Raw genomic sequence first — 25,609 nt, 5'->3', positions numbered from 1 at the left:
AGGAAGGATCGTGCCACAAAAGCACGCGGTTCAGGTGCGCCGCCACTGGGCCTTCATGGCGGCGGCCACGTCGGCGGTGACGAAACCGGACACATCCCCGCCCAGACGCGAGATTTCGCGCACCAGCGAGGACGAGATGAAGCCGTACTGCTCGGCGGGGGTGAGGAACAGGGTTTCCACCTCGGGAATCAGATGGCGGTTCATGCTGGCCAACTGGAATTCGTACTCGAAGTCCGAAACCGCACGCAGGCCGCGCAGGAGCACGCCGCCGCCGATTTCCTTGACGAAGTGGGCAAGCAATCCATCGAATCCGCGCACTTCCACATGCGGATGGTGGGCCACCGCCTTGCGGGCCAGTTCCACCCTCAGCTCCAGCGGCAACGCCGGTCCCTTCCCGGGGCTTTCCGCCACGCCGATGATCAGGCGCTCGAACAGCGGCGCGGCGCGATCGATCAGGTCGATGTGCCCGTTGGTGATCGGGTCGAACGTGCCGGGATAAACCGCGGTACGGGTACGGGACACGCTCATTCGGAATCGGGTCGATGGGAGTCGCCGCGCAGTGTAGCAGCGCCCTGCCCGCCGGGAACCCGATAGAGCGCGTAGCGGACGTCGCGGGTCTGGCCATCGCGGTGCGGTCGCCAGTCCGGCGGTACCGCGAGTGCCTGTTCCCGCGGGGATTCCACGTATACCCAGGCGTCACCGGAAAGATGCCGCGGCAGTGCCCGCAACGCAGCGTCCCACAGGCCATCGGCGAAGGGCGGATCCAGGAACACGATGTCGAACGGCTCTCCGGGCGCGTTCGCCAGCCACGCCAGGGCGTCGGCGCCCTCCACCCGCACCTGCGACGCGGCCCCCAGCCGCTCCACCGCCTGCCGCAACGCCTCGGCCAGGCCGGCGTCACGCTCGACCAGCACCGCCTGCGCCGCACCTCGCGAAATCGCTTCCAGACCGAGCGCGCCGCTGCCGGCGAAGGCATCCAGCACGCGGGCGCCGGCGAGTTTCGGCATCAGCCAGTTGAACAGGGTCTCGCGGACGCGATCGGAAGACGGACGCAGCCCGGGCCGATCCGGCACCGCCAGGCGGGTATTGCGCCAGCGGCCGCCGATGATGCGGACGCTGCCGGCCGGGAGCGCGGCGCGTGGACCGCGCGCGGGCGGCGTGCGGCCGGGTTTCATCGGGGCGGAAAGGGGGCGGGTGATACCATGGCGCCCATTCTCCGCGATTGCCCGTGTCATGGTCAGCTGGTTCCGACGCAAGAAGCCTGACGCGCCCGCGAGCCTGCCCGAGACGCAGCGCCCGGCGCCCCAAAATCCCGTTTCCGACACTTCCCACCCCGTTTCGCAGGACGATGCCGCCGCATCGCCCACACCGGCCGTATTCGAGGCACCCGTGCCGGCTGCCGCCCCGACGGTCGTCGCCCCCACCGCTACCGTCGCATCCGGAACCGAGCCGCCCGCCGCCCCCGCCGGCAAGCCGGGCTGGCGCGAGCGCCTGCGCAACACCAGCTTTGCCCGTGGCCTGGGCGGCCTGTTCTCGCGCAACCCGCGCCTGGACGACGACCTGCTGGATGAAATCGAGACCGCGCTGCTGACCGCCGACGTCGGCGTGCCCGCCACCACCGCGCTGGTCGAGGGCCTGCGCAAGCGCATGAAGGCGCGCGAGTTCGCCGACGCCCGCGCACTGCTGGCCGCGCTGCGGACGGACCTGATCGCGATGCTGGCGCCGGTGGCCAAACCGCTGGAGATCCCGCGGAACATTCGCCCCTTCGTGCTGCTCACGGTCGGCGTCAACGGCGTCGGCAAGACCACCACCATCGGCAAGCTGGCGCGCCGCTTCAAGGACGAAGGCCGCAACCTCATGCTGGCCGCCGGCGATACCTTCCGCGCCGCCGCGGTGGCGCAGTTGCAGACCTGGGGCGAACGCAACGGCGTGCCGGTGGTGGCGCAGGGACAGAACGCGGACGCGGCCTCGGTCGCGTTCGACGCCCTGCAGGCCGCGCAGGCGCGCGGTACCGAAGTGCTGATCGCCGATACCGCCGGACGCCTGCACACCCAGCAGGGCCTGATGGCGGAACTGGGCAAGATCAAGCGCGTGCTGCAGAAACTGGATCCGGCCGCGCCGCACGAAGTGCTGCTGGTCATCGACGGCACCACCGGCCAGAACGCGCTGTCGCAGCTGCGCCAGTTCCACGCCGCGGTGAACATCACCGGGCTGGTGGTGACCAAGCTGGACGGCACCGCCAAGGGAGGCGTGGTGTTCGCGCTCGCACGCGAGTTCGGCATCCCGATCCGGTTCGCTGGCATCGGCGAACGTTCCGAGGATCTGCGGGTGTTCGACGCCGAAGCCTTCGTTGACGCGCTGCTGCCGGAAACGCTGGGCGCGTGAGCCGGCGCCGCAGGCTGGCGCTGCTGTCGCTGGCGGTCCTGCTGCTCGCAGGCATCGGCCTGCTGCACTGGCTATTGCAACCTCAGCGGCTGGCGCCGGCGCTGCTGGGCATGGCCGGCAATGCGCTGGGCCTGGAAATCTCCGCATCCGGCGTTGGCGAATACCGCCTGCGTGGCACGCCGCAGTTGATCGTCCGCGGCGTGACCGCGCGGGAACCGGGCGCCGCGACGCCCCTGCTGACCGCCGACCGCGTCTTCATTTCGGTACCCTGGTCGACGCTGCGCGCGCGTGGCCGCGACCTGACCGCGGTGCGGCTGGAACTGGACGCACCGGTCCTCGATCTGGCGGCGCTCCGGCGCTGGCTGGCGCGGCGACCGGCGGGTGAAGCCCGCATCCCCACGCTCACCGATGGCATACGCGTCGACGGCGGTCGGATCCGCGGCGATGACTGGTCGCTCGAACGCATCGACCTGCGCATTCCCCGCCTGGAAGCCGGACAGCCCCTGCGCGGCCAGGTGCAGGCGCACTATCGGGGCGGCGAGCTGCAAGCACCGCTGGATCTGGCCTTCCATCTGCGCCGGCTGGGCGAGGATGGCGGACTGGGCGTCGCCGGGCAGGCCACGCCGGCGGGCAAGGATTGGCGGCTGCCGACGAGGCTGCGCCTGTCCGCCTACCTGCGCCAGGCCGAATCGCGCCTGGAACGCGCCGTGCTCGGCGCCAGCGCGCACTACCTCGCGGGCGCGACCCGGCAGCCGTTCGCGCTTGGCGTGGCCGGACCACTGGAATTCGCCGGTGGTCTGCGCCTGCGCCCGGCCGCGTTCGCCCTGCGCGGGCAAGGGGCCATGCCCTCGCTGGACGCCGCCGGTGAACTCGGCCTGGAAGACGGCCTGCTGCTCGACTGGCGCGGACGATTGGCGGGCTGGCCGGACGCATGGCCGGCGTTGCCGCCGCCGCTGGGACGCTCGACCTCCTCACTTCCCTTCGCACTGGCCTATCGCGGCACCACCGACCTGGCGGACATCGCGCACCTGCGCCTGCAACGCGAAGACGCCCGCTTCGACGCCCGCTTCCGGCTGTTCGAAGTCATGGACTGGCTGCATGCGCTGCAGGCCGGTGGTGGCTCGCCGCTGCCGCCGCTGAGCGGCCGCTTCACCGCCCCCCGCCTGGAAGTGTCCGGCGCCACCCTGGAAGGCGTGGATCTGCAGTTGGACGATCCGGCCCTGCCCGCCCCCGAATCCGCGCCATGACCAGCACCACCGAAGACCGTTTCGCCGACCACCTGCTGGCCTGGTTCGACCAGTCCGGCCGCCACGACCTGCCCTGGTTGCATCCACGGACGCCCTACCGCGTATGGCTGTCGGAAATCATGCTCCAGCAAACTCAGGTGAAGACGGTGATTCCCTACTTCGCCCGCTTCCTGGAAGCCTTTCCGACCCTGAAGGATCTGGGCACCGCCACGCTCGATGAAGTGCTGGCGCAGTGGTCCGGCCTGGGCTACTACGCCCGCGCCCGCAACCTGCACGCGGCCGCGCGCATCTGTGTGGAGCAGCACGGCGGCGACCTGCCGCGCGATTTCGACGCCCTGCTCGCGCTGCCCGGCATCGGCCGCAGCACCGCCGGCGCGATCCTCTCGCAGGCCTGGGGCGACCGCTTCCCGATCCTGGACGGCAACGTCAAACGCGTGCTCTCGCGCTACCACGGCGTCACCGGCTGGCCGGGGACCCCCGCGGTGGAAAAGCAGCTGTGGCAATTCGCCGCCGCCCATCTGCCGGCAGGCCGCATGGCCGACTACACCCAGGCACAAATGGATCTGGGCGCCACCCTGTGCACGCGCCACGATCCCGCCTGCATGCTCTGCCCGGTGCACGTGGACTGCGTGGCACTGCGCGACGGACAGGTCGACGAACTGCCGACCTCCAAACCCGGCAAGCCGCTGCCCGAACGCATCGCGATCATGCTGCTGGCCGAAAACGACGACGGCCAGGTATTGCTGCAACGGCGCCCCCCGACGGGCATCTGGGCTTCGCTGTGGTCACTGCCCGAGGCGGACGATCACGATGCAGCGCGGCACTGGTTCGATGCCCATCTGCAGGGCGACTACGACCGCGCCGAGGCTCTGCCGGAACTGCCGCATGTGTTCAGCCACTATCGCCTGCGCATGCATCCGCTGCGCTGGCGCGGACTCGCACCACGGGCGGCGGTACGCGACGGTGCCGATCTGCGCTGGGTGGCACGTGACGAATTGGCCCGGATCGGCCTGCCGGCACCGATCCGCAAGCTGCTGACCACGGTCTGAACCCGCGTTCCGACCGTCATTACGGCGGGAACCGGCTATCCTGTCGCCCACGACGACGAAGATACATCCACACACCTACATGGCACGCACCGTTTACTGCGAATACGAAAAGCGCGAAACCGAGGGCCTGGATTTCGTGCCCTACCCCGGCGAACTCGGCAAGCGCGTGTTCGCCCACATCGGCAAGGTGGCCTGGGCGGCCTGGCTCGCCCACCAGACCATGCTGATCAACGAGAACCGGCTGTCGCCGCGCGACCCGAAACACCGCGCCTTCCTGGAAGCGGAACTGGAGAAGTTCCTGTTCGGCGGCGGCGCCGACAAACCGGCCGGCTACGTGCCGGAAGCATGAAAAAAGGCGGGGATATCCCCGCCTTTTTCGTGGACCGGACCAATGGCCGACTAGTTGGCCGGCTCGCCTTCCTGGCGCGCCTCGATCTTGGCCTCGCGCATTTCCTTCTCTGCCGCCTTCAGCGACTTCAGGTCCAGCGGGCTGATGGTCTTGATCCGGCAGGACATCCGCATCATCCCTCTACCGCCTCCCAGCGGGCGCACGCGGTCGAAGTTGGTCACCCGCCCCATCATGCTGCTGATGCTGATGGCCGGCGCAAACTCCAGATCCGGACAGGGACCGGCCAGATCCAGCAGGTAGGCTTCATTGGGTTTGGTCCAGACGGCCAGCGCGGAATCACCCAGCGGCTGCCAGCCGTTGAGGCTGCCGAAATAGCTGAAATCCTTGACCGGCGCGGCGGCATGCTCGCGATACAGGGCAAGGCGTTCGGTGGAACTCATCTTGGTGGTGGCGCACGCGCTGAGCGCGGCCAGGGCACACAGCAGGAACAGACGTTTCATGGCGTAACTCCCGGTCGGGTCGACGTTTTTTCTCTTCCCGGCAGCATCATGCACCAGCCGCCGACCGCCGGCGCGGGCGCGTCCCTGGCACGTTCAGCCATCGTCCGGCTTGCCAGTCCGCCCGCCCTTCCCGTATCATGCGCGGCTCGCACCGGCCACGTAGCCGCAAAGCGATAAAACCTGGCCGGGTAGCTCAGTTGGTAGAGCAAGGGATTGAAAATCCCTGTGTCGGGGGTTCGATTCCCTCCCCGGCCACCATATTTTTCAAGGGCTTGCAGAAATGCAGGCCCTTTTTCTTTGGTCGCGACCAAGATTTGGTGCCCGTTTGGTGCCCGTTCGTAATTTGCTTGCCGCAGACTAGCCCGGCCCTGGGAATAAGCCTGACGTACGGCTTGCCTGCACGTGGCGACAGCGCCCAACCATGGGGGCACAAACCGAAGCCCGCATTCTTCGGCATGGCGACCTACCAGAATGCTGTCGAGCCGCAGGCCCCGGGGACGGCTGGGCACTGGGCGCCATCTTCGAGCCGGCCGGCGATTACTCGCTGTCACTCGCCGATTACGCCAAGTCCCTGCAGTTCCATCTTGCAGGGCTCACCGGTCGTGACGGGCTGCTCATGGCATCTTCCATACAGCGTCTGCATGCCGGTTCCGATGAGTATGCGATGGGGTGGTCCCTGCGCGAGCTCGATAGAACGGTGGCGCTCTGGAACACGGGTGCCTACATGAGAACAGCTAGGCACTCTCTGGCCACCTGAGCCATCTCATCTGGCTAACCCCAGAAGCAGCAATGCGGATCTGCCAATACCTCGTCCACCAACGTCTCCAAACGCTCGGCCGTGGGCAGCGGTTGGTAAGCCCGCCACTTACCGCTCTGGCGATTCCAGAACAGACTCCACTCCTCTCTAACCCGGATGTATCGGAACTTCGCGATCGGCAACTCGATAAGTTCGCTCGGGTCATCCCATGCCGGCCTAACCGAAAACAACTCGATCCAGTGGTCAGAGAAGCGATATGCAATCCTGCCCCCATCTTTGACGTGCGAACTCAGCCTAGGCCTTAGAAGAGGCACCAGAGTCCGTTCAGCGCGTTTGCGTTCGAGGTCGTTGAGCATTCGTCCAGCACATCCAGGCTAGCCTGCTGCATTCTAAGCACGGGCCTGATTTTTTCCTTCCCCCACCTATCTACTTTACGTGGGGCTGGACCCAATCCCACTAAAGGAAGGCTACGAGGGGTGGCGCGACAGGCTCCGCTTCAAGGCCAGTCCCACTCCCAGTGTGGCGAGAGGCCAAATCCCACCCTATAGTGGGATTTGGGCCCCGGCCCCACTCCCGCACTCGTGAGGACTGCGTTCGAACAAAGCGCAACCGCGAGAACAGACGCAGGTATGTGCCCCGGCAATCGGCTATCTTGGGACCCTTTCACATTCCCCTTCCAAACCTGACGCATGCAAGCGATTTCGACGATGTTTCGAAACCGGTGGTGGCTTAACCATGTCGTATTGTCCACCGCGCTCTTGGCCGCGGGCTGCACGGACAAGCCTGCGCCAGCGAAAGATCTGGGGACCGACATCAATGAGGTCGCCGCAACGCTGATCGAGCAGCCACTGCTCCACTCGACCTCGATCGGCGTCACGTATCGGGGCACGGAATTCATCCGTCATCGCGGCGACATGGAAACCGGGAAGTCAAACCCTCCGACCGATGAGACCCTCTACGAAATCGGTTCGTTGAGCAAGACCCTGGCGGGGACCCTGATGGCGAGTGCAGTCCTGGAGCGCAAGGTGAGCCTGGACGATGACGTCCGGATGTATCTGCAGGGGGACTATCCGAACCTGGAGTACCGAGGCGCTCCCATTCGCATCCGTCACCTGCTGTCGCATACGAGCGGCCTGCCGAACATGTTGCCGGAGCGCGCGAACACGGTGCTCGCGGATTTCACCGACCTGCGCACGCCCGGCGAACTCAATGCCATCTACGCGCACTACGGCCAAGCCGATTTCTTCAGGGATCTGCACGCTGTCGAGATTCGCCAGGCGCCAGGGAAGGACTACGCCTACTCCAGTACAGGAACCGAACTGACGGCGCATATTCTGGAGACGGTTTACAAGAGCGACTACGAGTCGCTGCTACGCGGATTCTTTCGCGATTCCGCGGCGATGACCGGCCTCAGAATTAGGCTGGGCGACACCGAGGCGACCCGGCTTGCGGTTGGCTATCATAGCGACAACGCCGTACCGACCACGCCGATGCCGCAATTGCCTTGGGGCGCATCCGGAAACGTAAAGGCGACGGTTCCGGAAATGATGAAATACCTCAAGTTCCAGTTGGCCGGTGGGCCCGTCGTAACGGAGTCGCATCGAACCCTCGTCAAGTTCGATTCCGAGTTCAGCATCGGCTACTTCTGGAACATCGTCAGCGGTGACCGCTTGAAGGGTGTTTACTACGCTCATCATGGTGGCGTGCCCCGATCGCAGTGCTACATCTACATCGTGCCGAAGTACGACCTCGGCATATTCGTCATCACCAACCAGAGCGGCGACCATACTGCGCGCGCCATGGAGACGGCGATAAATACGCTGGTCGAAAGAATTGCCGCGAGAGAGAAGCTCGCTGGTCAGAGCCCATCCCGGTAGCGTCAGCAGACCCTGGCCTCTTTCATGGGGACACCTCCACGCCTCCAATCGGCATGTGGCTCGTTTGGGGAGTGAAGCTCAAACAAATCTGGGAAGAAACGAAACACCCCTCAACCCCACTTATGGGCGCCGCGGTGGGGTTGCAGACTGACCACAGCACAAAGACCGTGCTGTCACGAAGCGGAACCAATGGAAAAGCCTGCCCCCTCGCTTACCCTCGAGAATGTCCTCTCAGTGGCCCGTCGCCTCGGGGTTTGCAGGTCGACCATCCACGCCTGGGTACAGACGGGTCGATTCCCGGCGCCGATCAAGGTCGGCCGGAGCAGTCGCTGGCTAACCTCGGAGGTCAATGATTGGGTCACGCTACAGGCACGAACCAGGAAGTCATCGTGTACTACGCTTTTCGGCTCGTGAATCGCTGCTTCGCCAGCCTCACCCACGAAGCCAGCCACATCCTCAACCAGCTCCGCTGGCACTCCGGCAAACCGAACGCCGACTCGGCCAACGACACGCAACAAAAACGCGGACTGCTAGCGCCCGCGTTATGCAATCACCACTCCACTGCATTCACGCACCGGCACCCGGAAGGCGCGTCTGTCATGACCCTACACGGCAATCAGACGTATGCGCAACGCTCTCCATTCGCGTACTCGCGAATTCACCTCACGGCGACGCCTAGTCTGCCCTTGCGAATGGCTTTATTCGAGAATAATGCAGTTCACCACCAAAGGTCCAAGAGAACTCCTCAGCAAGTGCTTTTGCATCGGGCAACTCATCTACAAAGCGCTTTATTTTATCCTATCTGCGCCAGCAGGAACTCACCGTACTTGCGAGCGGAGAATTTCAAAGAAACACGAACAGCGGCTAAAGAACGCTACAGCAATCTTCTCTCTGGGCCACTAGGCCGTTACTCCGGTTGCAGGACTGAAGGAACTGCTGAGACACACACCGATCCTGGCCACTGCCCAAGATGGCCCTTTTCCTTGCTATTAAAGATCCCCGATACAGCGATGTGCCGTCCATCAAGGTCTAGAAATGGCGACAACCCGTATATCCATAGGCCATCATCTGTCTCCGAATTCTCCGGATTACGCCTACTTGGATATAGCGCACTAAGCTCGAATCCAGAATAGTAGTATCCTGTTACGACAATGGACCTGCCGTCAAATTTATCTGGACTTGCAATCAGTTCGGCAATAGACACTGTTTCATAAGTCGGAGCCGATGGAAGGCATGCCTCCGAGCTAAAACTACCCGTAACAGCAGCCCTCCCCTCCGCAGACGCGTCCGATTCACTTTCACGCGAGCAACTCACAATAAAGATTAGTAAACAGCCGGACAAGATTGCTCTCATGGTTTCTAACACCCAGTAGTCGCCTTCGGATTGCACTTCACCATATCTCCGGCATCCTTATAATCTTTCCGCGTAGGTTCACCGAGTTCTTCGCCAATCTTTCTCTCTACGTTGGTCGCGCGCTTCTCCTCTGGACTAACCCCCTTCGTGCCATCAGAGTTTGTCGGTCTCTTTAGCGCCGCCCCAAATGCTTTATCTCCTACACGATCGTGCTCAGCAGCATGAGTAATTTCATGCCCACTATTCACTTTTGGTGATTGCACTTGACCCGTCGATTTAATACGAAATCCATAAGAAGGATTTAGCCTCACTGTACGTGTATTCGGATCGTAACCAGGCTGTACATTGTTATCGATGAGAACGGTGTACATCTTCCCTGACTCCTCAAGCTGCCTCATTTCACTATGTGCAGTTTCAGAGAAACCCGCCACAGATATCATGAATCTCCTTCCGTCTGAAGCCGATATACCTTCTCCATACGCGTAAACCACTTCCCGTCCATCCGGGTCCGTAAACTTGTACGGGTTATTGTTCGCGTACTTATATCGGTTAAAAAAATCTGTTCCCTTGGAATACGCCGTCACCGGGTCCACCGACAGGAACCGACCGATGACCGGGTCGTAATACCGCTGCTGCATGTAGGTCAGCCCGGTGGCCGCATCCTGCACATGCCCGGTGAAGCCGGGCCCGTCCGTCAACGCCCGGTTGACCAGGGGCCCATAAGGCTCGTACTCGCTGGTCTCAACGATGGCCTTGGCTGCATCCGTCACCGCGATGGGCGTGCCCAGCGCATCGGTGTGCTGGAACCGGCTCACCACGGCACCGGTGGCGGTGTTCTTCTCGCGGGTGGCCAACAGGCTTCCGTTCAGCGAAATGTAATAGGTCTGCCTGCTCTGCCGTACGTCGCTGGCATACATCAACTGTCCGGCCTGGTTGTACAAGCTGTACTTGCTGCCGGCCGCCGTGACATCCCTTACGCGCCGACCGTGGCCGTCATAGACATAACTGACCAGGTTGTCAGCCGTGCGCAGGCGGTTGCCGAGGTCGAAGGTATAGCCCTGCCCGTTCTTGTTGCTCAGGTTGCCCTGCGGGTCGTAGTCCATGCCCACCACCGTGGCGCCGCCCACCGTGTTGGTCACACTGGTCAGCAGATTTCTGGCGTCGTAATGGTAGGTGTGGTCGCGGGCGTGGCTGCCACCGGTCACCTTCAGCGAGGTCAGGTTGTCCAGCACGTTGTAACTGTAGTTGGCCGTACCGAAACTGACGCCAGTGGTCTGGACCAGTTGGTCCAGACCGTTGTAAATCATGGAACGGCTCTGGCGGGCCCCGGTCGTGTAGTCGGTGATGCCGGTGACGTTGGCGTGCTTGTCGTAGGCATAGCCCAGGTCCAGCACCCCGTTGCTGTCGGTGCTGCGCGCCGGCAGCTGCCGGGCGTTCTGGGTCATCGTGTGGACGATGCCATTGCCGTAGCTGAACTGCTTCATTCCGCCATTGGGATGGTATTGAATGCCGCTGGCGTAGACGTTGCCGGCCTGGTCAATGACCGAAGTCGGTTGGCCCAGCGCATTGGGTGCGTAGTTCACCAAGGACACCGCATCGGGATAGCTTTGCCAGCTCACGTGCCCCAGCGCGTTGTAGCCGTAGCCCAGCGGCCAGTTCACGCTCCCCCAGGTCATCCGTTCCAGCGTCAACAGGCGGCGGCGGTTGTAGGTGTAGCCGGTGGTCACGACGTTGGTGCCGTCGTTGTCCACCACCGTAGTGGCCAGCAGGCCGTCCGGCGTGTAGGTATTGGTCGTGTTGCCCCGCCCGTCCGGGAAGACCAGCGTCTTGACCCGGTTGCGGGCGTCATAGGTGCGTGACGCCTTGCGCAGCACCACGGGGCCACTGGTGCCGTTGGCCTCGCAGGCCGTGGTCGCGGGCAGCCCCGCCGCGCTCCAGGCCAGGTTGCCCGCCCCGTCGTAGCCCATCAAGGTGGCCCCGGTCTCCGGTTCCACCGAACGGCACAACTCCTGGTTGGCGTTATAGGCATAGCTGCGGGTCACTGCCAGCGTGCCGGCCGGGTTGCGCTTGCGGATGGACAGTACCTTGCCGAACACGTCGCGGGTGATGTCGATGCCCACCCGCTCGGCCAGGTTCTGGCCCTGGTCGATGAGTACCGGGGTGTCGTAGCTGGGCTGGTCAAAGGCCTGGTGCCGGGTCACCGTCACCACGCCGCGCGGGCTGACCGTGCGCACGTAAGCGCTGGTCGCATCGCCGAGGTACTGGGTGGTGGTGGTCAGCAGTCCCTGCTCGCTGTCCTGGCTCACCGACGTCACCCGGCCCAGGGCGTCGTAGTCGGTCCAAGTGCCGGTGGTCAGTGCATCGGTCGTGCCCGGGTAGGAGGCGAACGTCACCCGACCCTCGGCGTCGTAGGCGAACCGGTTGAAACGCTGGGAGCCCGTCACGTTGGCTGCGTCGTACTCGCGTACCACCAAGGGCCGCCATAGGGCATCGAAGTAGGAAATCTTCTGCCCGGTCCCGGTGCTCACCGTCTGCCGCCAGTGCCCGGCCGGAATGCCGTACTCGGCCGCCGCCACCGGCTGGAAGCTCAGCAGGGTCTTCTTCCAGTTGGCCTCACCGGTGTCGCAGGCATTGGCCGCGGTTTCCGACGGTGGGGTAACGCTCGCCAACCGCCCCATCGTGTCGTAGGTGTAGCAGGTCTTGTAGCCGTTCTCGTCGGTGACCGAGTCAATCCAGCCGTTATTGTTCACCACCGCCGACTGGGTGCTGCCATCGGCGTAGCCGATGCTCTGGGGAATGCCCCGCTTCCAGCTCCCGAACGTGGTGACGTTGTTGTTGCCGTCCGTCACCGTCTTCAGCGTGCCCAATTGGCCCGTATTCACTGCCGAAGTGTTGTCGTAGGCATAGGTCTGCTGCAGCTTGCCGAACGCATACGTCTTCCACGGCAGCGCTTTCCAGCCATAATCGGTCCGGCTCGTCTCCACGCCGTTGGTCGTGGTCCGCTTGACCTGGCCCAGCACCCACAACGTGGTGTCATCGTGGTACTCGATGGTCTCGGTCTTGCTGTAGCTCTGCGCCTGGGCCGCCAGGGGCAAGGCCACCAGCACGCTCAATACCGTCCGCTTCATCCCCTGCTTCCCTGTCCGCTTCATGCGTGTTCCCCGTCTGGACCGGTCAGTGCCGATCATTGATTCCTGGATGCCTGTCCCGTCACGGTGACGGCGCGCTGCTCCTGGTCACCCTGGTGGGACGCGCGAACGTGTCGAAGCACAAGGTCGTCCCGTTGCCGCCACAGGTGGCATCCACCTGCCAGGTGAATACCGTGCCCTGTTGCGTGGTCACGACCTTGCGCTGCGGTGCGTGGTACTGGGACATGCCGTCGCCGCGCCCGTTGGGGCTGCGCCCCAGCAAAGGGGGGTACGCCATGCCCGTGGCATTGAGCTGGTAGGTCGTCTCGTCCGTGCGCAGGAGGGCGGATGCACTTCCGCCGCGCTCGGTCTTCAGCAGCTTGCCCTCGTCCTCGAACATCTTGGTACCGAAGGTGTAGCGCAACCATTCCCCGGGACCATTGACCGTCACGGTCTTGGTGCGCACGCAACTGGTGGGCGCGGGACAGTTCTGCAACCAGCTGCCGGTCGGGGCACTGTAGGCATACGTCCAGTTGGCGGTGGCGATGCCGGGGCCGCTGATTTGCTTGCTGGTCAGGCTGGGCGTGTCGAAGGTCTGCGGAATGATGGCGTAGCGCACCCGGCCGCCACCGCCCATGACGCAGCCATTGGGCACGTAGGAACGTCCGTGCCGCACCCAGTTGACGGTGAAGCTGCCACTGGCCCCCGAGGGGTGTGTCAGGGTGCCGGTACCGCCGGAACCGCCCATATCGCCGGCGGACTCGCAAGTGGTCGTGTCCGGGAGGTAGGTCACGTAGATGGTCCGCAGCCCCGCCAGGCTGTAACTCCAGCGGCCATTGTCCGGCAGCGTCACCGTGGTGAGCGCCGTGCCGGTGGTATCGGTGGCGTAGGCGTACGTCCAGGTCCGCGTGCCGGCCGTGACCGTCGCAATCTGGCCGTTCGCGTTGTAGGTCAGGTCAATCTGGCGGCCATCGCTGGAGCTGATGCGGTTCAAGCGTCCCGCCACCGTGGCGTCATAGGTGTAGTCGACCCAGTTGCCGAAGCGGTCGGTCACCCGGGTGGGCAGGATGCGGACTTCCTGCCGATTCAGAATCAGTTCGTTGGCGGCCATCGGCTGGACGATGATTCCGTCGGCCGGGGGCGCGGCCGCGCTTGCGGAGAATCCCTCCGTCGCGCTGTAGATGCGTCTCATGAGACTGGGCGCGGTGCGCTTTACCGGGTAGTCGAACCGGTATGTCGTGCCGTCCGGACCGCGCGCCAGGAAGGCTTCGCCGCTGATGCCATTGGCCGTATTGGCCAGACAGGAGAAAAACCAGTGGCCGGAAGTCGTCCAGTAATAGGTCATCCCGTCGGCCGGCTTATTGGGGTTTTCCGACGCCACCAGCAGCATTTCCTGGTCGCCGCCATCCGGGAGATGCAGGGAGTTGCCGGCCCAGAACTCCTCGGCCTCGAAGTAGTTACCCGAACCAGATCCGGAGGCTTCGGCATCCGGTGGCATGGCGGTATTGACGTTGACCGAGCAACGCGCGTTGGGCGTGAGTGTGCGTACCTGCCAGCCCACCTCGCTGGACAGCGTCTTGCGGGCGAACGTGCCGTACAAGTAGGGAATGTCGAGTTCCCAGTCGCCGAAGGCGCCCAGCGAATACAGGCTGTCGCGCGACTCGACCTTGAAGCTGCGGCGGACTTCCACCGGCAGCGCGTTGTTCCCGCGCAGGCTGACGTCGGTGACGGTGAAGGACAGGCTGCCGGTATAAAGATTGACCTGTTCGCCGAACAAATCACTGCCCAGCGCGCCGATGGCTTCGGCGGTCTTGATCTGCTTGGCGTATTCCTCGTGTGTTTCCTTCGGCGCCTGGGCAGCCGCCATCTGCGGAAGCACCATCAGGAAAAAGACGCCGAACACCCCCACGCTGCCACTACGACACTTCAAAATCCCCATCCCTACCCCTGCGTCGGAATGCTGCGCACTCAGGAAAACATGCGGCCTACGGGCGGCCGATTACGCCCCAAGACCGTCCCCCATCATTAAAATGCATCCTATTCCAGCGCATGCGACTCGACAAGTCGCCCCCTATCATTGTCAGGAGTAGACGCCGCCCCCTTGAATCATGAAAGCCGATAACGGCGGATGGATGCACCTGTTTCTTGTTTGGCACCATGCACCAGCATCCAGGCTGGAGGCCTCGGCTCGGACATATGTTCAGGCTACGGCGTTTTAGCTGGCGCCCGCCAATGAAAGCCTTAGCAGACCCTCGCAGTATTCGAGACTGATAGCGTTGTAGTCCCACCATGACTATTTGTGACCCGAAAGCTTGGCAGGACTTCCTGGCCGAGATTCCCCTCATCAAGGATGACGGTCTGACTGGAGATGCGCTCTGGCAGCGCATTGAGAGGGCTTGGCGTCCATTGCTCGTGGGGGCCTGTCCCGACGATAAGACGCTCATCTATCACCACGCCATGTTCCGGCTGGCATGCGAGGGCATCATTCCTCGCGAATGGGGCGTGAGGCATTGAGAGTAATGTGGCGCCTCCATCATTCCACTCAGTAGCTTATATCCGACGCTCCGAACCAAAGGAGCGAGAACATCGTGGACCTGCTAGCGCGGAACGTCATCCTCACTGGGACTCTGGGACGCGGCGTCGCCCTCCGCCGTCGAAGCAGGCCTCTTCGACTTGAAGTACCCGGCGTCGTACAGATAACCGATGGCCGCGCCAAGCGCGATTCCGATTACGGGGCGGTCAAAGAAGGCGCCCACCGCCGTACCAAAGACCATGCCCAGCAACAGACCCTTGTGGGCCGCGAGCGAGTTCATGTCTTTCTCGGTGTCCATTTATCCTCACTAGCCAAATAGCTTGGGACGTCGAAATGAAAACGACGCTAGGATGACAGGACCCGAATCGCCTGCCGGAAGGGGCCAACTATAGACTTGGCATCCGGGGTTGTGTCGGGCTCCGACTCAAGATTCCGGAGAATTCCCGATAGAAGCTTGGCGCCGTCTACTCCAGGCTGCTCCTGAACCGCACGAACGATAGAAATCAGGCAAGCAAGCACTTCAACAGCATGTTCGTCGCCTATATCTTCCCTTCCATTATTCTGTTCGCTCTTGGAAGGCGTGGGGTGCTGCATCTCGTAGTACTCCCATTTTAGATCTTGGGGTTCTTGAGTAGGCCTCAGTTCTAGTGCTTTTGGAGTGAAGACAGCAGTAGCGGCGCGACGGGCGTGCTATTCAGTCCATGGCCCGGAACTATATAGGGCGCCCTCGGGGTGTTCCGGGTTTTACCCCGCTAACACGGACACTTCAAAGAAGCCTCATCATGGGGCAGGAAACGTCAGTCAGATTGCCCAGGACCTGGGCGTAGGTGCCAACCTGTTATTCCGCTGGCGCCGGGAGTTGGACGTCCGCGGCAAGAAGTCCTTTGTCGGCGCAGGAGTGGCTCGGGACCAGGAAATCCTGGCGCTCAAGCGACAGTTGGCCCGGGTGACGAAGGAGCGCGATTTTTTGCGCGATGCGGCGGCGTTCTTCGCCAAGGAATCGTCTTGAGGTACGAGGCGATCCGGCGCCACCGCGGCCAGTACCCAGTCCGGCTGATGTGCCGGTGCCTGAAGGTGTCGTCCAGCGGGTTCCACGACTGGTGCCTGCGCCAGCCCAGCACGCGTGCACGTGACAACGCGCGATTGCTGGGGAAGATCCGCGACCACCATGCTGCCAGCGATGGCGTCATGGGTGCGCCGCGCATGCACGAGGTGTTGGGTTACGAGGGCGAGACCGACAGCCTCAACCGGGTTGCTCGGTTGATGACAGCTGACGGACTGGCAGGCGTGCCGCAGCGCCGACGCTGGCGGCACAAGCCTTCGGGCGTGCGTCCGTCCTTCGTGCGCAATCATCTGGCCCGTGACTTCACCGCCAACGAACCCAACACCAAGTGGGTGGTGGACATCACCTACCTGCGCACCGCCGAAGGCTGGCTGTATCTGGCCGTGGTGATCGATCTCTATTCGCGTGCCGTCATTGGCTGGTCGATGAAATCCAGCTTGGCACGTGAACTGGCGATGGATGCTTTGCTGATGGCTATCTGGCGTCGTCGACCCACATCGGAGGTCGTCATCCACTCCGGCCAGGGCGTGCAATACGGCAGTGACGACTGGCGTCGCTTTTGCCGCGAGCACGGCTTGGAAGTCAGCATGAGTCGTCGTGGCAACTGCTGGGACAACTCAGTCGCTGAGTCGTTCTTCAGCAGCTTGAAGAAGGAGCGCGTACGCGGCAGGGTCTATAGCAGTCGCGAAGAAGCGCGTAGCGACGTGTTCGATTACATCGAGGTTTTTTACAATCGACAGCGCCGCCATGGACATCTGGGAGGCCTTGCCCCAATGATGTTTGAGGCGGTTAACTCAAAACAAAGCCCCTAACCGTCTACGAAAGCGGGGGCGTACCACAGAAAGGTAGGTCAGCCCTGTCAACTGAACAAGTCACTCGACACTACTTTCTACCAAGCGCTCCTTCATACTCACCGCTCTCAACAAGGTCCCACACCACCTTTCGGATGACTTCAAAATCGAGACTCTCAACTATAATCAGATCCTTCGCCCAAAAATACTTACCAAACAAGCATTCGCCAGACTCCTTATAGCGACTAAGCACTTGCTCTATGTTCCTGAGAGTAAAGAACGTAACCGTTCTACTTTCACCATTTGAAAGCACTACCTCCGCATCTACGTTGTCATTCAAAACATCGTCTACTTCGTGATGGATTCGAATCTCAATTGGATAGACACTACTTTTCATACATATCCTTGAGGCGTCCGATAACTTGCTCTTGGTTCTGCTTTGAGCTCTTCGCCACAACTTCAATCCCACCGCCCTCGGTTTGGCGAAAGTAGACCCGGGCACCATCGCGGGCTCTGGCCTCGAAGATCCCAGAAAATAAGTGTTTGGTGCCGATGCCTGGGTTCATGTTCCCCTTGGACAATTGAGAAACCAGTCCATCCAAAGATTTCTGAACCGATTTTCCAGCAGACTCAGCAGCTTTCACTAAGAACGAATCTGCCTTGATTAGCGATTTTACGGGTGTGGCGACTGCCCGTGCAGCCTTAACAACTGGAAGCACTGAGGCCAGTTCTACGGCAGCACCTGCCTTGCTCCCGTTTCCAGTCCCAGATAGTCCCTTGTCGGTAATCTGGCTAACACCTTCCGCCCCTAGAATGTTCCACGCTGCTGCCGTAAACGCCCATCCGTACGTGGCCAAGTTGTCTCCCCGTTGCGCAGCAGCAGAGGCTTCTTGGTCAATCATTTCGCCAACGGTATCTCTACCATCCGGATCGGTAAATCTATATGGGTTGTTTCTGGCATAGCAGTAACGGCAGAAGTTAGTTACAGGCTTCTCATACGCCGTCACCGGGTCGACCGACAGGAACCGCCCGATGAGCGGATCGTAATACCGCTGCTGCATGTAGGTCAGCCCGGTGGCCGCATCCTGCACATGCCCGGTGAAGCCCGGCCCGTCCGTCAGCGGCCGGTTGACCAGTTGTCCATAGGGTTCGTACTCGCTGGTCTGAACAATGGCCTTGGCTGCATCCGTGACTGCGACGGGCGTACCCAGCGCATCGGTGTGCTGGTACTTCACCGTCGTCACACTGCCGGCCACCTCCCGCACCGCCACCAGACTGGTGCCCAGATATACATACTGGCTGGACTTTCCGGCACGGCCATCATTGTCGAACACCAGTTGCCCGCTCTGGCTGTACAGGCTGTACTTGCTGGCCGTGGTGTAGTCCCGCACCCGTCGGCCATGGCCATCGTAGACATAGCTGGCCACACCGTTCACGCCGCGCAGTCGATTGCCATAGTCGAAGTTGAATACCCGGCCGTTCTGGTTTGCCAGGTTGCCTTGGGCGTCATAGCTCAGACCAACCACCGTGGCACCGCCGACGGTATTGGTAACGCTGATTAGCCGGTTGCCTGTGTCGTAGTTATAGGTATGGTCCCGAATATTGCTACCAGCGGTGACCTTTAGCGTGGTCATGTTGTCCAGAGCGTTGTACCCGTATGTGGCGGTACCAAAGCTCGGGCCGGTGGCCTGGGTCAGCCGGTCCAGGCCGTCGTAGGTCATTGCCCGGGTCTGGCGGCCGTTGACATGGTCGGTGATGGTCGCCACGTTGCCATTGCCGTCGTAGGTATACGCCAGGTACTTGCGCCGATTGGACAAGGTGCAGTCTCCGGCAATCAGGCAGTCCACGCTCCATGTCGGCAGGCCGCGGGCATTCTGGGCCATGGTGTAGACCATGCCATTGCCGTAGGTGAAGTTCTTCACCGCCCCGTTAGGGTGGTAGGTCACTCCCGTCGCATAAGTGCCGGCTTGCGTCGGCTGTCCCAGACCATTCGGCGCATAAGTGACTGTCCCGGTATTCGGGTAGGTCTGACTGGCCAAGTGCCCCAATGCGTTATAGGTATAGCCGATGGACCAATCGATACTTCCCCATTGCATCCGTTCGCTGGTGGGCAGGCGACGGCGGTTGTAGCTGTACGTGGTGGTGACCACGTTGGTGCCGTCATTGTCCACGGCTGTGCTGGCCAATTGACCATCCGGGGCATAGGTGTTGGTGGTGTTGCCGCGTCCATCCGGGAACACTAGTGTCTTGACCCGATTGCGTGCGTCATAGGTGCGGTCCACCCGGCGCGCCACCACGCCTTCCTTGGTGTGCTCGCACGGCCCCGGCGGCGACCAGCTCAGACCCGCCGCACTCCAGCTCAGGTTGCCTGCACCGTCGTAGCCATACGCCGTGGTGCCGGTCTCGGTCTCGGTGCTTTTGCACAGCTCCTGGGCGGCGTTGTAGACGTAGTAGCGGCGCTGCCAGGCGGTGTTGCCGGCATTGCGCCGGGTGATGGTCAGCACCTTGCCGTACACGTCCCGGCTGATGTCGGTGTAGGTGCCTTCCGGGTGGGTGATGGCCACCGGCCAGTCGTAACTGGGTTGGTCGTAGGTCTGGTAGCTGGTGGTGGTGACCTGACCCTTGGGGCTGGTGACCAGGGTCTTGAAACCGGTGAGGTATTGCGTGGTCGTGGTCAGCAGGTTGCTCGGCGCCGCCAGTTCGCTGTCCTGGCTCACCGAGGTCACTCGGCCCAGCGCGTCGTACTCGGTCCAGGTGCCCTTGGTCAGCGCATCGGTGGTGCCGGGGTAGGAGGCAAAGGTGGTGCGTCCCTCGGCGTCGTAGGCAAAGCGCTGGAACCGCTTGGTCAACGTCTCGGCCGTGCCATTGGTGGCATCCAGCTCCTTGGTCACCAGCGGCCGCCACAAGGCGTCGTAGTACGTAATCTTCTGCCCCGCCCCGGTGCTCACCGTCTGCCGCCAGTGGCCGACCGGAATGCCATACTCGACCACCGCCACCGGCTGGAACGTCAGCAGGGTCTTCTTCCAGCTCGCCTCGGTCGTGTCGCAGGCATTGGCCGCGCTCTCCGAGGGGTACGTAATGCTCGCCAGCCGCCCCATGGTGTCGTAGGTGTAGCAGGTCTTGTAGCCGTTCTCGTCGGTGACCGAGTCAATCCAGCCCCGGTCATCCACCACCGCCGACTGGCTCGTACTGTCGGCATGGGTGATGGCCTGCGGAATGCCCCGCTTCCAGTTGCCGAAGGTGGTGACGTTGTTGTTGCCGTCTTTGACCGTCTTCAGCGTCCCCAGCTGACCGCTGGCCACCGTGGAGGTGGTGTCGTAGGTCAGGGTCTGCGTCAGCTTGCCGAAGGACTTCACCGTCACCGGCCGGGCCAGGGTGTCGTAGGTCGTCTCCGACATCACGATTCCCGTAGGCGCCCAGGACGGCGTGCACTCGGCCGGCGCCACGCAGATCACCTTGGCCGTCTGCCCCAATACCCACACCGTCGGGTTGTCGTGGTACGTGATGGTCTCGGTCCGACTCCAGCTCTGCGCCTGCGCCACTAACGGCAACGCCAGCACCATTCCCAATACCGTCCGCTTCATGCGTGATTCCCTCTCGAAACCGGCCAAGGCCGGTCGTTCAGCCCTGTCTTCGCCACAGCTCGTCATGGCGCCGGCGCACTGCTTTTGGTGACGCTGACCGGGCGCGCGTACTGGTCATAGCTGTTAGCCGTATAGGTAAAGCCGGTGCCCTGGCGCTTGATGGTTCGGGTCTTTACCGGCGTCAACTTGCCCGCCATGTAGTCGCCGCGTGTGTAGAGGCTAGCACCGAGATATCCCGGATAGAGCTGTCCCGTCGGGTCGGTCTGATAGACGGTTTCTTCCACTTCCAGGATGTTGGTCGGGCTGGTACCCGACTCGGTCTTCAACAAGCGGCCTTCATTCTGGCGGTAGCGGTTACCGAAGGTGTAGCGTTTCCATTCGTCGGGACCGGTCACTTCCACGGTTTTCGTCGCCACGCAGCCACTGGCGCAGTTTTCCTCCCAACTGTTGTTGGGCGCACCGTAGCTGTAGGTCCAGATATAAGGGGATGCAACGCCGGGGCCTTCTATCTTCTTCTGGATGATGCCCACTGTGTTGAAGAGAAAGGGCGTCTGCGCGTAGTCGTCCAGTATCGCGATGCCGCCTGGTCTTACACATACCTTGGGTACGTAGGACCGGCCATGGGTGCGGGACTGGAAACTGAAGGTACCAATGGCACCAGAGGGATGGGTGATGGTGCCCGTATACACGGATTGGACAGTGCTGGCTCCGGACTCGGAGCACATCAATCCGCCGGGCGAATAGGGCATTGTGAAGGCATCGCGCAGACCTGCAAAATCAATCTGCCAGCGACTCTGGTCGGGCAGCGTGACTTCCGTCAGTCCATTGCCATAGGTGTAAGTCCAGGTCCGGGTGCCATCGGTGACCGTGCTGATGTGACCCGCGGCATCGTAGGTCATGGTCAGGGAACGCCCGTCATTGGCGGCCATGCTCAGCAACCGCCACGGCTTGGCGGGGTCATAGGTATAGGTGATGTAGTTGCCCGCCTTGTCTTCTACACGGGTGGGAAGGAAGCGGACCTCTTCGCGCATCAGGCCGGACCCTGTTCCTCCCGGCGCGGCCATGACGCTGGCATCCTGCGCGGCGAGGGCATCGATGGGGCCGCCGACCGTCTTGGTGATGACCGCGACCTCCCGCTTGGCGACCCAGTTGAACCAATAGCGGGTGCCGTCCGGAGCCACCGCCAAGAAGGCATCCCCGGCTACGCCATTGGCAGTACCGGTAAGACAGGAGAAGGCCCAGAGATTTTCGGTAATCCAGACATAGGTCTTGCCGTCGTTGGGGCGGGGTGATGTCGGATTCTCGATGAGCAGCATTTCCTGGTCGCCGCCCGCTGGCAGGTGCAGGTGGTTGCCTTGCCAGTATTCGGCGGCGGCCCAGAATCCGCTGGGAGAGCCATCGGCGATGGGCGGTTCGGGCGGAAACGAGTTTCCGCCGGCGCAGCGCTGGTTCCTGGCCGCAGTCGTGGTGCCGTTCACCTGCCATCCCTTGCCGTACGCGAAGACCCCGCGCAGGTGCGGCAGATCCAATTCCCAATCGGCGAACCCGCCGTCCCGCGTCAACAGCCGGTTGCGATCCAGCGAGTCCCGGCTTTCCACAACGAATTGCCGACGGATTTCCATCGGCAGTCCGCTGTTGCCCGGCAGGCTGACATCCAGCGCGCTGAAACTGGTGGCGCCCGTATAGAAACTGGTGCTCTCGCCGAACAAATCCATCCCCAAGGCCCCAATGACCTGCTTGGCCTGGACGGTCTTCTCGTATTCCTGTGGAATGGTGACCTGCGCGAGGGCAGGCAGCGGCGCGGCGAACGTCATCGTCAGGAGCAGAATCCTGATGGAGCCTCTCATTTCCTCTTCCCTTTCAACCGTAGCCGGTCGAATTCCCTGAATGCGCAGCGGTGCGCCGCGTCCCCTGAAACACATCAAATGTGGCGTATCAATACCGCTCCGGAGATGCTCGCGTCAACTCCGCGCAACAATAAGGCAATTGTCATAACCGCCATCCCTGATCGGTGCAATTTCATTGGGTAGAATGCCGAATTAGCCATCGGTTGATGCCGGCACGGACCACCCAATGACCACCTGCGACCCAAAAGCTTGGCAGGACTTCCTGGCCGAGATTCCTCTCATCAAGGACGATGGTCTGACTGGGGACGCGCTCTGGCAGCGCATTGAGATAGCCTGGGGTCCGTTGCTGGTGGGTGCCGGTCCCGACGATAAGACGCTCATCTATTACCACGCCATGTTCCGACTGGCGTGTGAAGGCATCATTCCTCGTGAGTTGGGCGCGAGGCATTAGCGAAATCCGGCCGTCACGCACGATGTGAGGAATGCGTGCAAAACGTCAATGCGCCCAGAACTACCTACAGTCCGACGTCCCTGAGCGTGAACAGATACCCCCGCAGCGCAAGGAGCTTTCTCATTCGGATCCCGGCGCTACGCCGATTGAGATTCAGCCCACCCCAAAGACCATAAGTCTGGCGTTCAATGTTCTCACCAACAGCCATGCACGTGACTTTGACATCTATTGATGAACATGCAGTCGCCCACAGGGTTCGCAACTCACTGGATCCAATCGACTGGCCTTTTCCGATACGCAAGGCCAGTACCTGACGTTGTGTCGTATTCACTGCACTACCTCTACTTGCTGGAATTCCACACAGCTATCGCCACCAAGGCGCAGCCATACGGCCTGCACCACCCGTTCGGCATAGAACCAATCAAGCCTCATTCGGGGATCGACTTGCCGGTCATAGGAACACTTCAGAACACTCTCCAGTTCAATCAGAACCTGCCCTCTCCAAGCCAAGTAGGCATCGTAGGAGAATTTCAGAGTAGGACGTAGCTGCCGAAAATTGTGGTCAAGGCCGGTGAGGCCCCCTCTCTGGATGACCTGCTCCCAATGCAACAACTCGGCCTCAATGTCGATGACGACTCTCTCCGCCGCTTTCGACACATCCAAGGCGCAGCCGGCGCAATCGCCGACAAGAACGTCACGACCTGACCTGTCTTTACGACCCCAAATGTTGCCCTAGTGTGCCACCCGACGTACGGACTCAGGCCGTCCAGACCAGAACCTGTATTCGTTGCAGAAGTGGTTTATCACATGCTTCGCAGCACACCGCACCGCCCCGGAGCGGGCAACGGAAGATGGCCCTTCCGTTGCGATAGGAATGATGGGCCAGCCTTCGTTCTCGGCCCTTTCCACAGCCACTGATGTCTGGCGGGCTGCAATAGTCTCGCCGAAGTTGGTACTCACGACACGGTGCCCTTTATCTCTTTTCATGACGTTCTCGCCGTCGTACGGGCCGGTACGAAACGGACGTTGGAGATAGACGAGTAACTCGTATTCCAGCAGCAAATCACCATAGCACCTGCGCAGCACCCATGCCGCCATATGGCCTGCGCTCAGACCAACGGTAGCATTCACTCACGGCACGGTAACTCCAATGGGCCTATATTCGGTTCGTTGCCGCGCAATGCCGCAACGGCTCCTCAAGCCGCGCCGCACTTCCACCCACTCTCCGCATTGAGTTCTCGCCCCGGCAATCGGGGCCTTGGCTTCGGCCATCTTCGATTTGCAATTCGCAAATCACACCCAGGCTCACACATGAACACGACTCAAGAAAACAAGCCCCAGGAGAAGAACCTCCTGGATACCGCTGCTGCCAACGGTTCCTTCAAGACCTTCGCCCGTGCTGTGAATCAGTCAGGATTGAAGGATACCCTTGCCGGGCCTGGCCCCTTCACGGTCTTTGCCCCCACGGATGAAGCGTTCGCCAAACTGCCTCCTGGCAAGCTGGAAGAATGGTTCAAGCCTGAGAACAAGGCGGAGCTCACTTCCGTACTTAACTATCACCTCGTCAATGGTCGCCGCAGCAAGGCGGACGTTGGCAAGTGGGAGGCCGCACGGACCGTGAACGGCCAGCCAGCGCCCATCCAACTGGCAGGTGACCGACTCAGCATCGATGGCGCTGAAGTTACCCAAGCCGATATCACCTCGACCAACGGCGTCCTCCATGGCATCGACAAGGTCAACATCCCGGCTCCAATCAAACACTGACGAGAATCCACAAGGGACTGTGGACGGCAGGAAGGGACGCCTGCCGCGTTGTTGGGTCGAATCACTGGAATGACGCCCCGCACGAATAGCGACCGCGCAAGCGGAAGTTGAGACCCCCTATGAAAGCTGCACTGAAGTCTGTCCGGGACTATCTCCGGCGAAAACTTGGCCTCATCGCCCCCGCCTTCCTGGCGCATGTCGCATCCGACCCGAAGCGAACGGGATGGCCACCAACACCACAGCAGGGCATTCAAGACAAAGAGGGAGGGTCGCCTCGCTGGCATCCGCATGGACCACCTGACAAATGGCGCAAGAGCTGGAAATCAAAGTGAGGAAATAGAAATGGACAAGTCCAATAAACGCGGCAAAGCCAAGCACGCCCCTCGCGTGTCTCGCCCCTTGGTCAACGCCGCCCTGCCCCGAACGGAAGTTCGTCTCCCCATCAAACCGCCGGGCAAGGGGCAGTTGCGAAATCCCGGCAAGTACCAATAGCTTTTTCTATCCCTACAAACCAGGCGCGACATCGTAAATATGACGATTGATACAAGCCAAGCAGGAGAACGTAATGCAGAACCATCAGCCACAAGACAAAGACCAGAAGAAATCCGCGCCGTCAGCGCCTCAGTCCCAACCGGACAAAAAGGAGGCCAAGCAGGGCGACCAACAGGCGAAGGAACGTCAAGCCAATGAAGGCGGCCCGCAACATAGCAAGAAGTAGTTCCTGAATAGATTTCATCAAGGGCTGCGCACTTGTGCAGCCCTTCTCACTATCCCGCATCAGAGAACTGAAATGAGTGTATCCGACCAAGCGACCGCGTTGATGGTCAAGATTGTCTACCAACTAAGGCCGCCTGCAACCACGACTATGGCTCCATGCTTTCGGTGCAGTTCCCCTAGTCCCGGTGGACCGGCCAGAGTTCTGTAGACACT

The 25,609-nt window shown here is 61.9% G+C and carries 22 protein-coding genes and 1 tRNA gene; 12 read left to right on the top strand and 11 right to left on the bottom strand.

Features of this window, described 5'->3' with window-relative positions; genetic code table 11:
- Nucleotides 1-30: 30 nt before the first annotated feature.
- A complete protein-coding gene (gene coaD, locus IQ458_RS00115) occupies nt 31-528 on the bottom strand; it encodes a pantetheine-phosphate adenylyltransferase (RefSeq protein ID WP_183643378.1) in 498 nt (165 codons plus the stop codon).
- Nucleotides 525-1,175 (bottom strand): 16S rRNA (guanine(966)-N(2))-methyltransferase RsmD, encoded by a 651-nt coding sequence (gene rsmD / locus IQ458_RS19490; protein ID WP_235996551.1) that lies wholly within the window; start codon nt 1,173-1,175, stop codon nt 525-527. The genes coaD and rsmD overlap by 4 nt, the downstream gene beginning before the upstream one ends.
- Between rsmD and ftsY the strand changes: the two genes are divergently transcribed.
- The 4 genes from ftsY (at nt 1,105) to IQ458_RS00090 (ending at nt 5,030) form a co-directional block, all read left to right on the top strand.
- Complete coding sequence (gene ftsY, locus IQ458_RS00105) at nt 1,105-2,385, top strand: signal recognition particle-docking protein FtsY (RefSeq protein WP_235996550.1); 1,281 nt, start codon at nt 1,105-1,107, stop codon at nt 2,383-2,385. The two genes, rsmD and ftsY, sit on opposite strands and share 71 nt — an antisense overlap.
- Nucleotides 2,382-3,632, top strand: coding sequence for an AsmA family protein (locus tag IQ458_RS00100; protein WP_203321541.1), 1,251 nt, complete (start codon nt 2,382-2,384; stop codon nt 3,630-3,632). The genes ftsY and IQ458_RS00100 overlap by 4 nt, the downstream gene beginning before the upstream one ends.
- On the top strand, nt 3,629-4,681 hold the full coding sequence (mutY, locus tag IQ458_RS00095; protein ID WP_203321540.1) for an A/G-specific adenine glycosylase: 1,053 nt from the start codon (nt 3,629-3,631) through the stop codon (nt 4,679-4,681). The genes IQ458_RS00100 and mutY overlap by 4 nt, the downstream gene beginning before the upstream one ends.
- 79 nt (nt 4,682-4,760) lie before the next feature.
- Nucleotides 4,761-5,030 (top strand): oxidative damage protection protein, encoded by a 270-nt coding sequence (locus tag IQ458_RS00090; protein WP_192197492.1) that lies wholly within the window; start codon nt 4,761-4,763, stop codon nt 5,028-5,030.
- Nucleotides 5,031-5,080: 50 nt separating this feature from the next.
- Here IQ458_RS00090 and IQ458_RS00085 read toward each other — a convergent pair whose 3' ends face one another.
- Nucleotides 5,081-5,530, bottom strand: a complete 450-nt coding sequence (locus tag IQ458_RS00085; RefSeq protein WP_203321539.1) for a DUF6491 family protein — start codon at nt 5,528-5,530, stop codon at nt 5,081-5,083.
- Nucleotides 5,531-5,712: 182 nt separating this feature from the next.
- Between IQ458_RS00085 and IQ458_RS00080 the strand changes: the two genes are divergently transcribed.
- Nucleotides 5,713-5,788: transfer RNA gene (locus IQ458_RS00080), tRNA-Phe, on the top strand.
- Between the two features lie 513 nt (nt 5,789-6,301).
- Here the strand turns inward: IQ458_RS00080 and IQ458_RS19940 are convergent.
- Nucleotides 6,302-6,643, bottom strand: coding sequence for a DUF3024 domain-containing protein (locus tag IQ458_RS19940; RefSeq protein ID WP_203321538.1), 342 nt, complete (start codon nt 6,641-6,643; stop codon nt 6,302-6,304).
- 333 nt (nt 6,644-6,976) lie between these two features.
- Between IQ458_RS19940 and IQ458_RS00070 the strand changes: the two genes are divergently transcribed.
- Both IQ458_RS00070 and IQ458_RS19935 read left to right on the top strand, forming a co-directional pair.
- Nucleotides 6,977-8,164, top strand: a complete 1,188-nt coding sequence (locus IQ458_RS00070; RefSeq protein WP_203321537.1) for a serine hydrolase domain-containing protein — start codon at nt 6,977-6,979, stop codon at nt 8,162-8,164.
- A 189-nt stretch (nt 8,165-8,353) separates the two neighbouring features.
- The gene (locus IQ458_RS19935; RefSeq protein ID WP_425504618.1) at nt 8,354-8,578 is read left to right on the top strand and encodes a helix-turn-helix transcriptional regulator; all 225 of its coding nucleotides are present in this window, start codon (nt 8,354-8,356) and stop codon (nt 8,576-8,578) included.
- Nucleotides 8,579-9,523: 945 nt separating this feature from the next.
- On the opposite strand, the gene IQ458_RS00060 is transcribed toward IQ458_RS19935, so the two are convergent.
- The 3 genes from IQ458_RS00060 to IQ458_RS00050 form a co-directional block, all read right to left on the bottom strand.
- Nucleotides 9,524-12,646, bottom strand: coding sequence for an RHS repeat domain-containing protein (locus IQ458_RS00060; RefSeq protein WP_203321535.1), 3,123 nt, complete (start codon nt 12,644-12,646; stop codon nt 9,524-9,526).
- Between the two features lie 82 nt (nt 12,647-12,728).
- A complete protein-coding gene (locus IQ458_RS00055; RefSeq protein ID WP_203321534.1) occupies nt 12,729-14,576 on the bottom strand; it encodes a hypothetical protein in 1,848 nt (615 codons plus the stop codon).
- 667 nt (nt 14,577-15,243) lie between these two features.
- A complete protein-coding gene (locus tag IQ458_RS00050) occupies nt 15,244-15,477 on the bottom strand; it encodes a glycine zipper domain-containing protein (protein ID WP_203321533.1) in 234 nt (77 codons plus the stop codon).
- Between the two features lie 561 nt (nt 15,478-16,038).
- Between IQ458_RS00050 and IQ458_RS19485 the strand changes: the two genes are divergently transcribed.
- Both IQ458_RS19485 and IQ458_RS00040 read left to right on the top strand, forming a co-directional pair.
- Nucleotides 16,039-16,188, top strand: a complete 150-nt coding sequence (locus IQ458_RS19485) for a hypothetical protein (RefSeq protein WP_235996549.1) — start codon at nt 16,039-16,041, stop codon at nt 16,186-16,188.
- Nucleotides 16,185-17,054: an IS3 family transposase gene (locus IQ458_RS00040; RefSeq protein WP_203321531.1), complete on the top strand. Its 870-nt coding sequence runs from the start codon at nt 16,185-16,187 to the stop codon at nt 17,052-17,054. Before IQ458_RS19485 ends, IQ458_RS00040 begins: the two co-directional genes overlap by 4 nt.
- Before the next feature lie 70 nt (nt 17,055-17,124).
- Here IQ458_RS00040 and IQ458_RS00035 read toward each other — a convergent pair whose 3' ends face one another.
- The 3 genes from IQ458_RS00035 to IQ458_RS00025 all read right to left on the bottom strand — a co-directional run bounded on the left by IQ458_RS00035 (nt 17,125) and on the right by IQ458_RS00025 (nt 22,431).
- Nucleotides 17,125-17,430 (bottom strand): hypothetical protein, encoded by a 306-nt coding sequence (locus IQ458_RS00035; RefSeq protein WP_203321530.1) that lies wholly within the window; start codon nt 17,428-17,430, stop codon nt 17,125-17,127.
- On the bottom strand, nt 17,420-20,617 hold the full coding sequence (locus tag IQ458_RS00030) for an RHS repeat domain-containing protein (RefSeq protein WP_203321529.1): 3,198 nt from the start codon (nt 20,615-20,617) through the stop codon (nt 17,420-17,422). Before IQ458_RS00030 ends, IQ458_RS00035 begins: the two co-directional genes overlap by 11 nt.
- 62 nt (nt 20,618-20,679) lie before the next feature.
- Entirely contained in the window at nt 20,680-22,431 is a 1,752-nt protein-coding gene (locus tag IQ458_RS00025; protein ID WP_203321528.1) for an RHS repeat protein, read from the bottom strand.
- Nucleotides 22,432-22,690: 259 nt separating this feature from the next.
- On the opposite strand from IQ458_RS00025, the gene IQ458_RS00020 reads away from it, so the two are divergent.
- Nucleotides 22,691-22,915, top strand: coding sequence for a hypothetical protein (locus IQ458_RS00020; protein ID WP_203321527.1), 225 nt, complete (start codon nt 22,691-22,693; stop codon nt 22,913-22,915).
- Between the two features lie 327 nt (nt 22,916-23,242).
- Here IQ458_RS00020 and IQ458_RS00015 read toward each other — a convergent pair whose 3' ends face one another.
- Nucleotides 23,243-23,578 carry a hypothetical protein gene (locus IQ458_RS00015; RefSeq protein WP_203321526.1) on the bottom strand — a complete coding sequence of 112 codons (336 nt, stop codon included), beginning with the start codon at nt 23,576-23,578 and terminating at the stop codon, nt 23,243-23,245.
- A gap of 648 nt (nt 23,579-24,226) precedes the next feature.
- Here IQ458_RS00015 and IQ458_RS00010 point away from each other — a divergent pair.
- Nucleotides 24,227-24,679 carry a fasciclin domain-containing protein gene (locus tag IQ458_RS00010; RefSeq protein WP_203321525.1) on the top strand — a complete coding sequence of 151 codons (453 nt, stop codon included), beginning with the start codon at nt 24,227-24,229 and terminating at the stop codon, nt 24,677-24,679.
- Between the two features lie 565 nt (nt 24,680-25,244).
- Complete coding sequence (locus tag IQ458_RS00005) at nt 25,245-25,397, top strand: hypothetical protein (protein ID WP_203321524.1); 153 nt, start codon at nt 25,245-25,247, stop codon at nt 25,395-25,397.
- The last annotated feature ends 212 nt before the right edge of the window (nt 25,398-25,609 follow it).

Origin of the sequence: Pseudoxanthomonas beigongshangi, assembly GCF_016820515.1 — a bacterium.
In the GTDB taxonomy this organism is placed as follows: domain Bacteria; phylum Pseudomonadota; class Gammaproteobacteria; order Xanthomonadales; family Xanthomonadaceae; genus Pseudoxanthomonas_A; species Pseudoxanthomonas_A beigongshangi.
The sequence above is the reverse complement of the archived record's forward strand: the minus strand, read 5'-3'. Positions and strand labels throughout refer to the sequence as shown.

What these genes read in the sequence shown, in the direction of transcription:
- IQ458_RS00090 (WP_192197492.1), top strand. Translation starts at nt 4,761, where the DNA reads ATGGCACGCACCGTTTACTGCGAATACGAAAAGCGCGAAACCGAGGGC.
- IQ458_RS00085 (WP_203321539.1), bottom strand. Translation starts at nt 5,530, where the DNA reads ATGAAACGTCTGTTCCTGCTGTGTGCCCTGGCCGCGCTCAGCGCGTGC.
- IQ458_RS00005 (WP_203321524.1), top strand. Translation starts at nt 25,245, where the DNA reads ATGCAGAACCATCAGCCACAAGACAAAGACCAGAAGAAATCCGCGCCG.
- IQ458_RS00035 (WP_203321530.1), bottom strand. Translation starts at nt 17,430, where the DNA reads ATGAAAAGTAGTGTCTATCCAATTGAGATTCGAATCCATCACGAAGTA.
- IQ458_RS19935 (WP_425504618.1), top strand. Translation starts at nt 8,354, where the DNA reads ATGGAAAAGCCTGCCCCCTCGCTTACCCTCGAGAATGTCCTCTCAGTG.
- IQ458_RS00025 (WP_203321528.1), bottom strand. Translation starts at nt 22,431, where the DNA reads ATGACGTTCGCCGCGCCGCTGCCTGCCCTCGCGCAGGTCACCATTCCA.
- IQ458_RS00050 (WP_203321533.1), bottom strand. Translation starts at nt 15,477, where the DNA reads ATGGACACCGAGAAAGACATGAACTCGCTCGCGGCCCACAAGGGTCTG.
- IQ458_RS00060 (WP_203321535.1), bottom strand. Translation starts at nt 12,646, where the DNA reads ATGAAGCGGACGGTATTGAGCGTGCTGGTGGCCTTGCCCCTGGCGGCC.
- ftsY (WP_235996550.1), top strand. Translation starts at nt 1,105, where the DNA reads ATGATGCGGACGCTGCCGGCCGGGAGCGCGGCGCGTGGACCGCGCGCG.
- mutY (WP_203321540.1), top strand. Translation starts at nt 3,629, where the DNA reads ATGACCAGCACCACCGAAGACCGTTTCGCCGACCACCTGCTGGCCTGG.
- IQ458_RS00020 (WP_203321527.1), top strand. Translation starts at nt 22,691, where the DNA reads ATGACCACCTGCGACCCAAAAGCTTGGCAGGACTTCCTGGCCGAGATT.
- rsmD (WP_235996551.1), bottom strand. Translation starts at nt 1,175, where the DNA reads ATGAAACCCGGCCGCACGCCGCCCGCGCGCGGTCCACGCGCCGCGCTC.
- IQ458_RS00070 (WP_203321537.1), top strand. Translation starts at nt 6,977, where the DNA reads ATGCAAGCGATTTCGACGATGTTTCGAAACCGGTGGTGGCTTAACCAT.
- IQ458_RS00010 (WP_203321525.1), top strand. Translation starts at nt 24,227, where the DNA reads ATGAACACGACTCAAGAAAACAAGCCCCAGGAGAAGAACCTCCTGGAT.
- coaD (WP_183643378.1), bottom strand. Translation starts at nt 528, where the DNA reads ATGAGCGTGTCCCGTACCCGTACCGCGGTTTATCCCGGCACGTTCGAC.
- IQ458_RS19940 (WP_203321538.1), bottom strand. Translation starts at nt 6,643, where the DNA reads ATGCTCAACGACCTCGAACGCAAACGCGCTGAACGGACTCTGGTGCCT.
- IQ458_RS00030 (WP_203321529.1), bottom strand. Translation starts at nt 20,617, where the DNA reads ATGAAGCGGACGGTATTGGGAATGGTGCTGGCGTTGCCGTTAGTGGCG.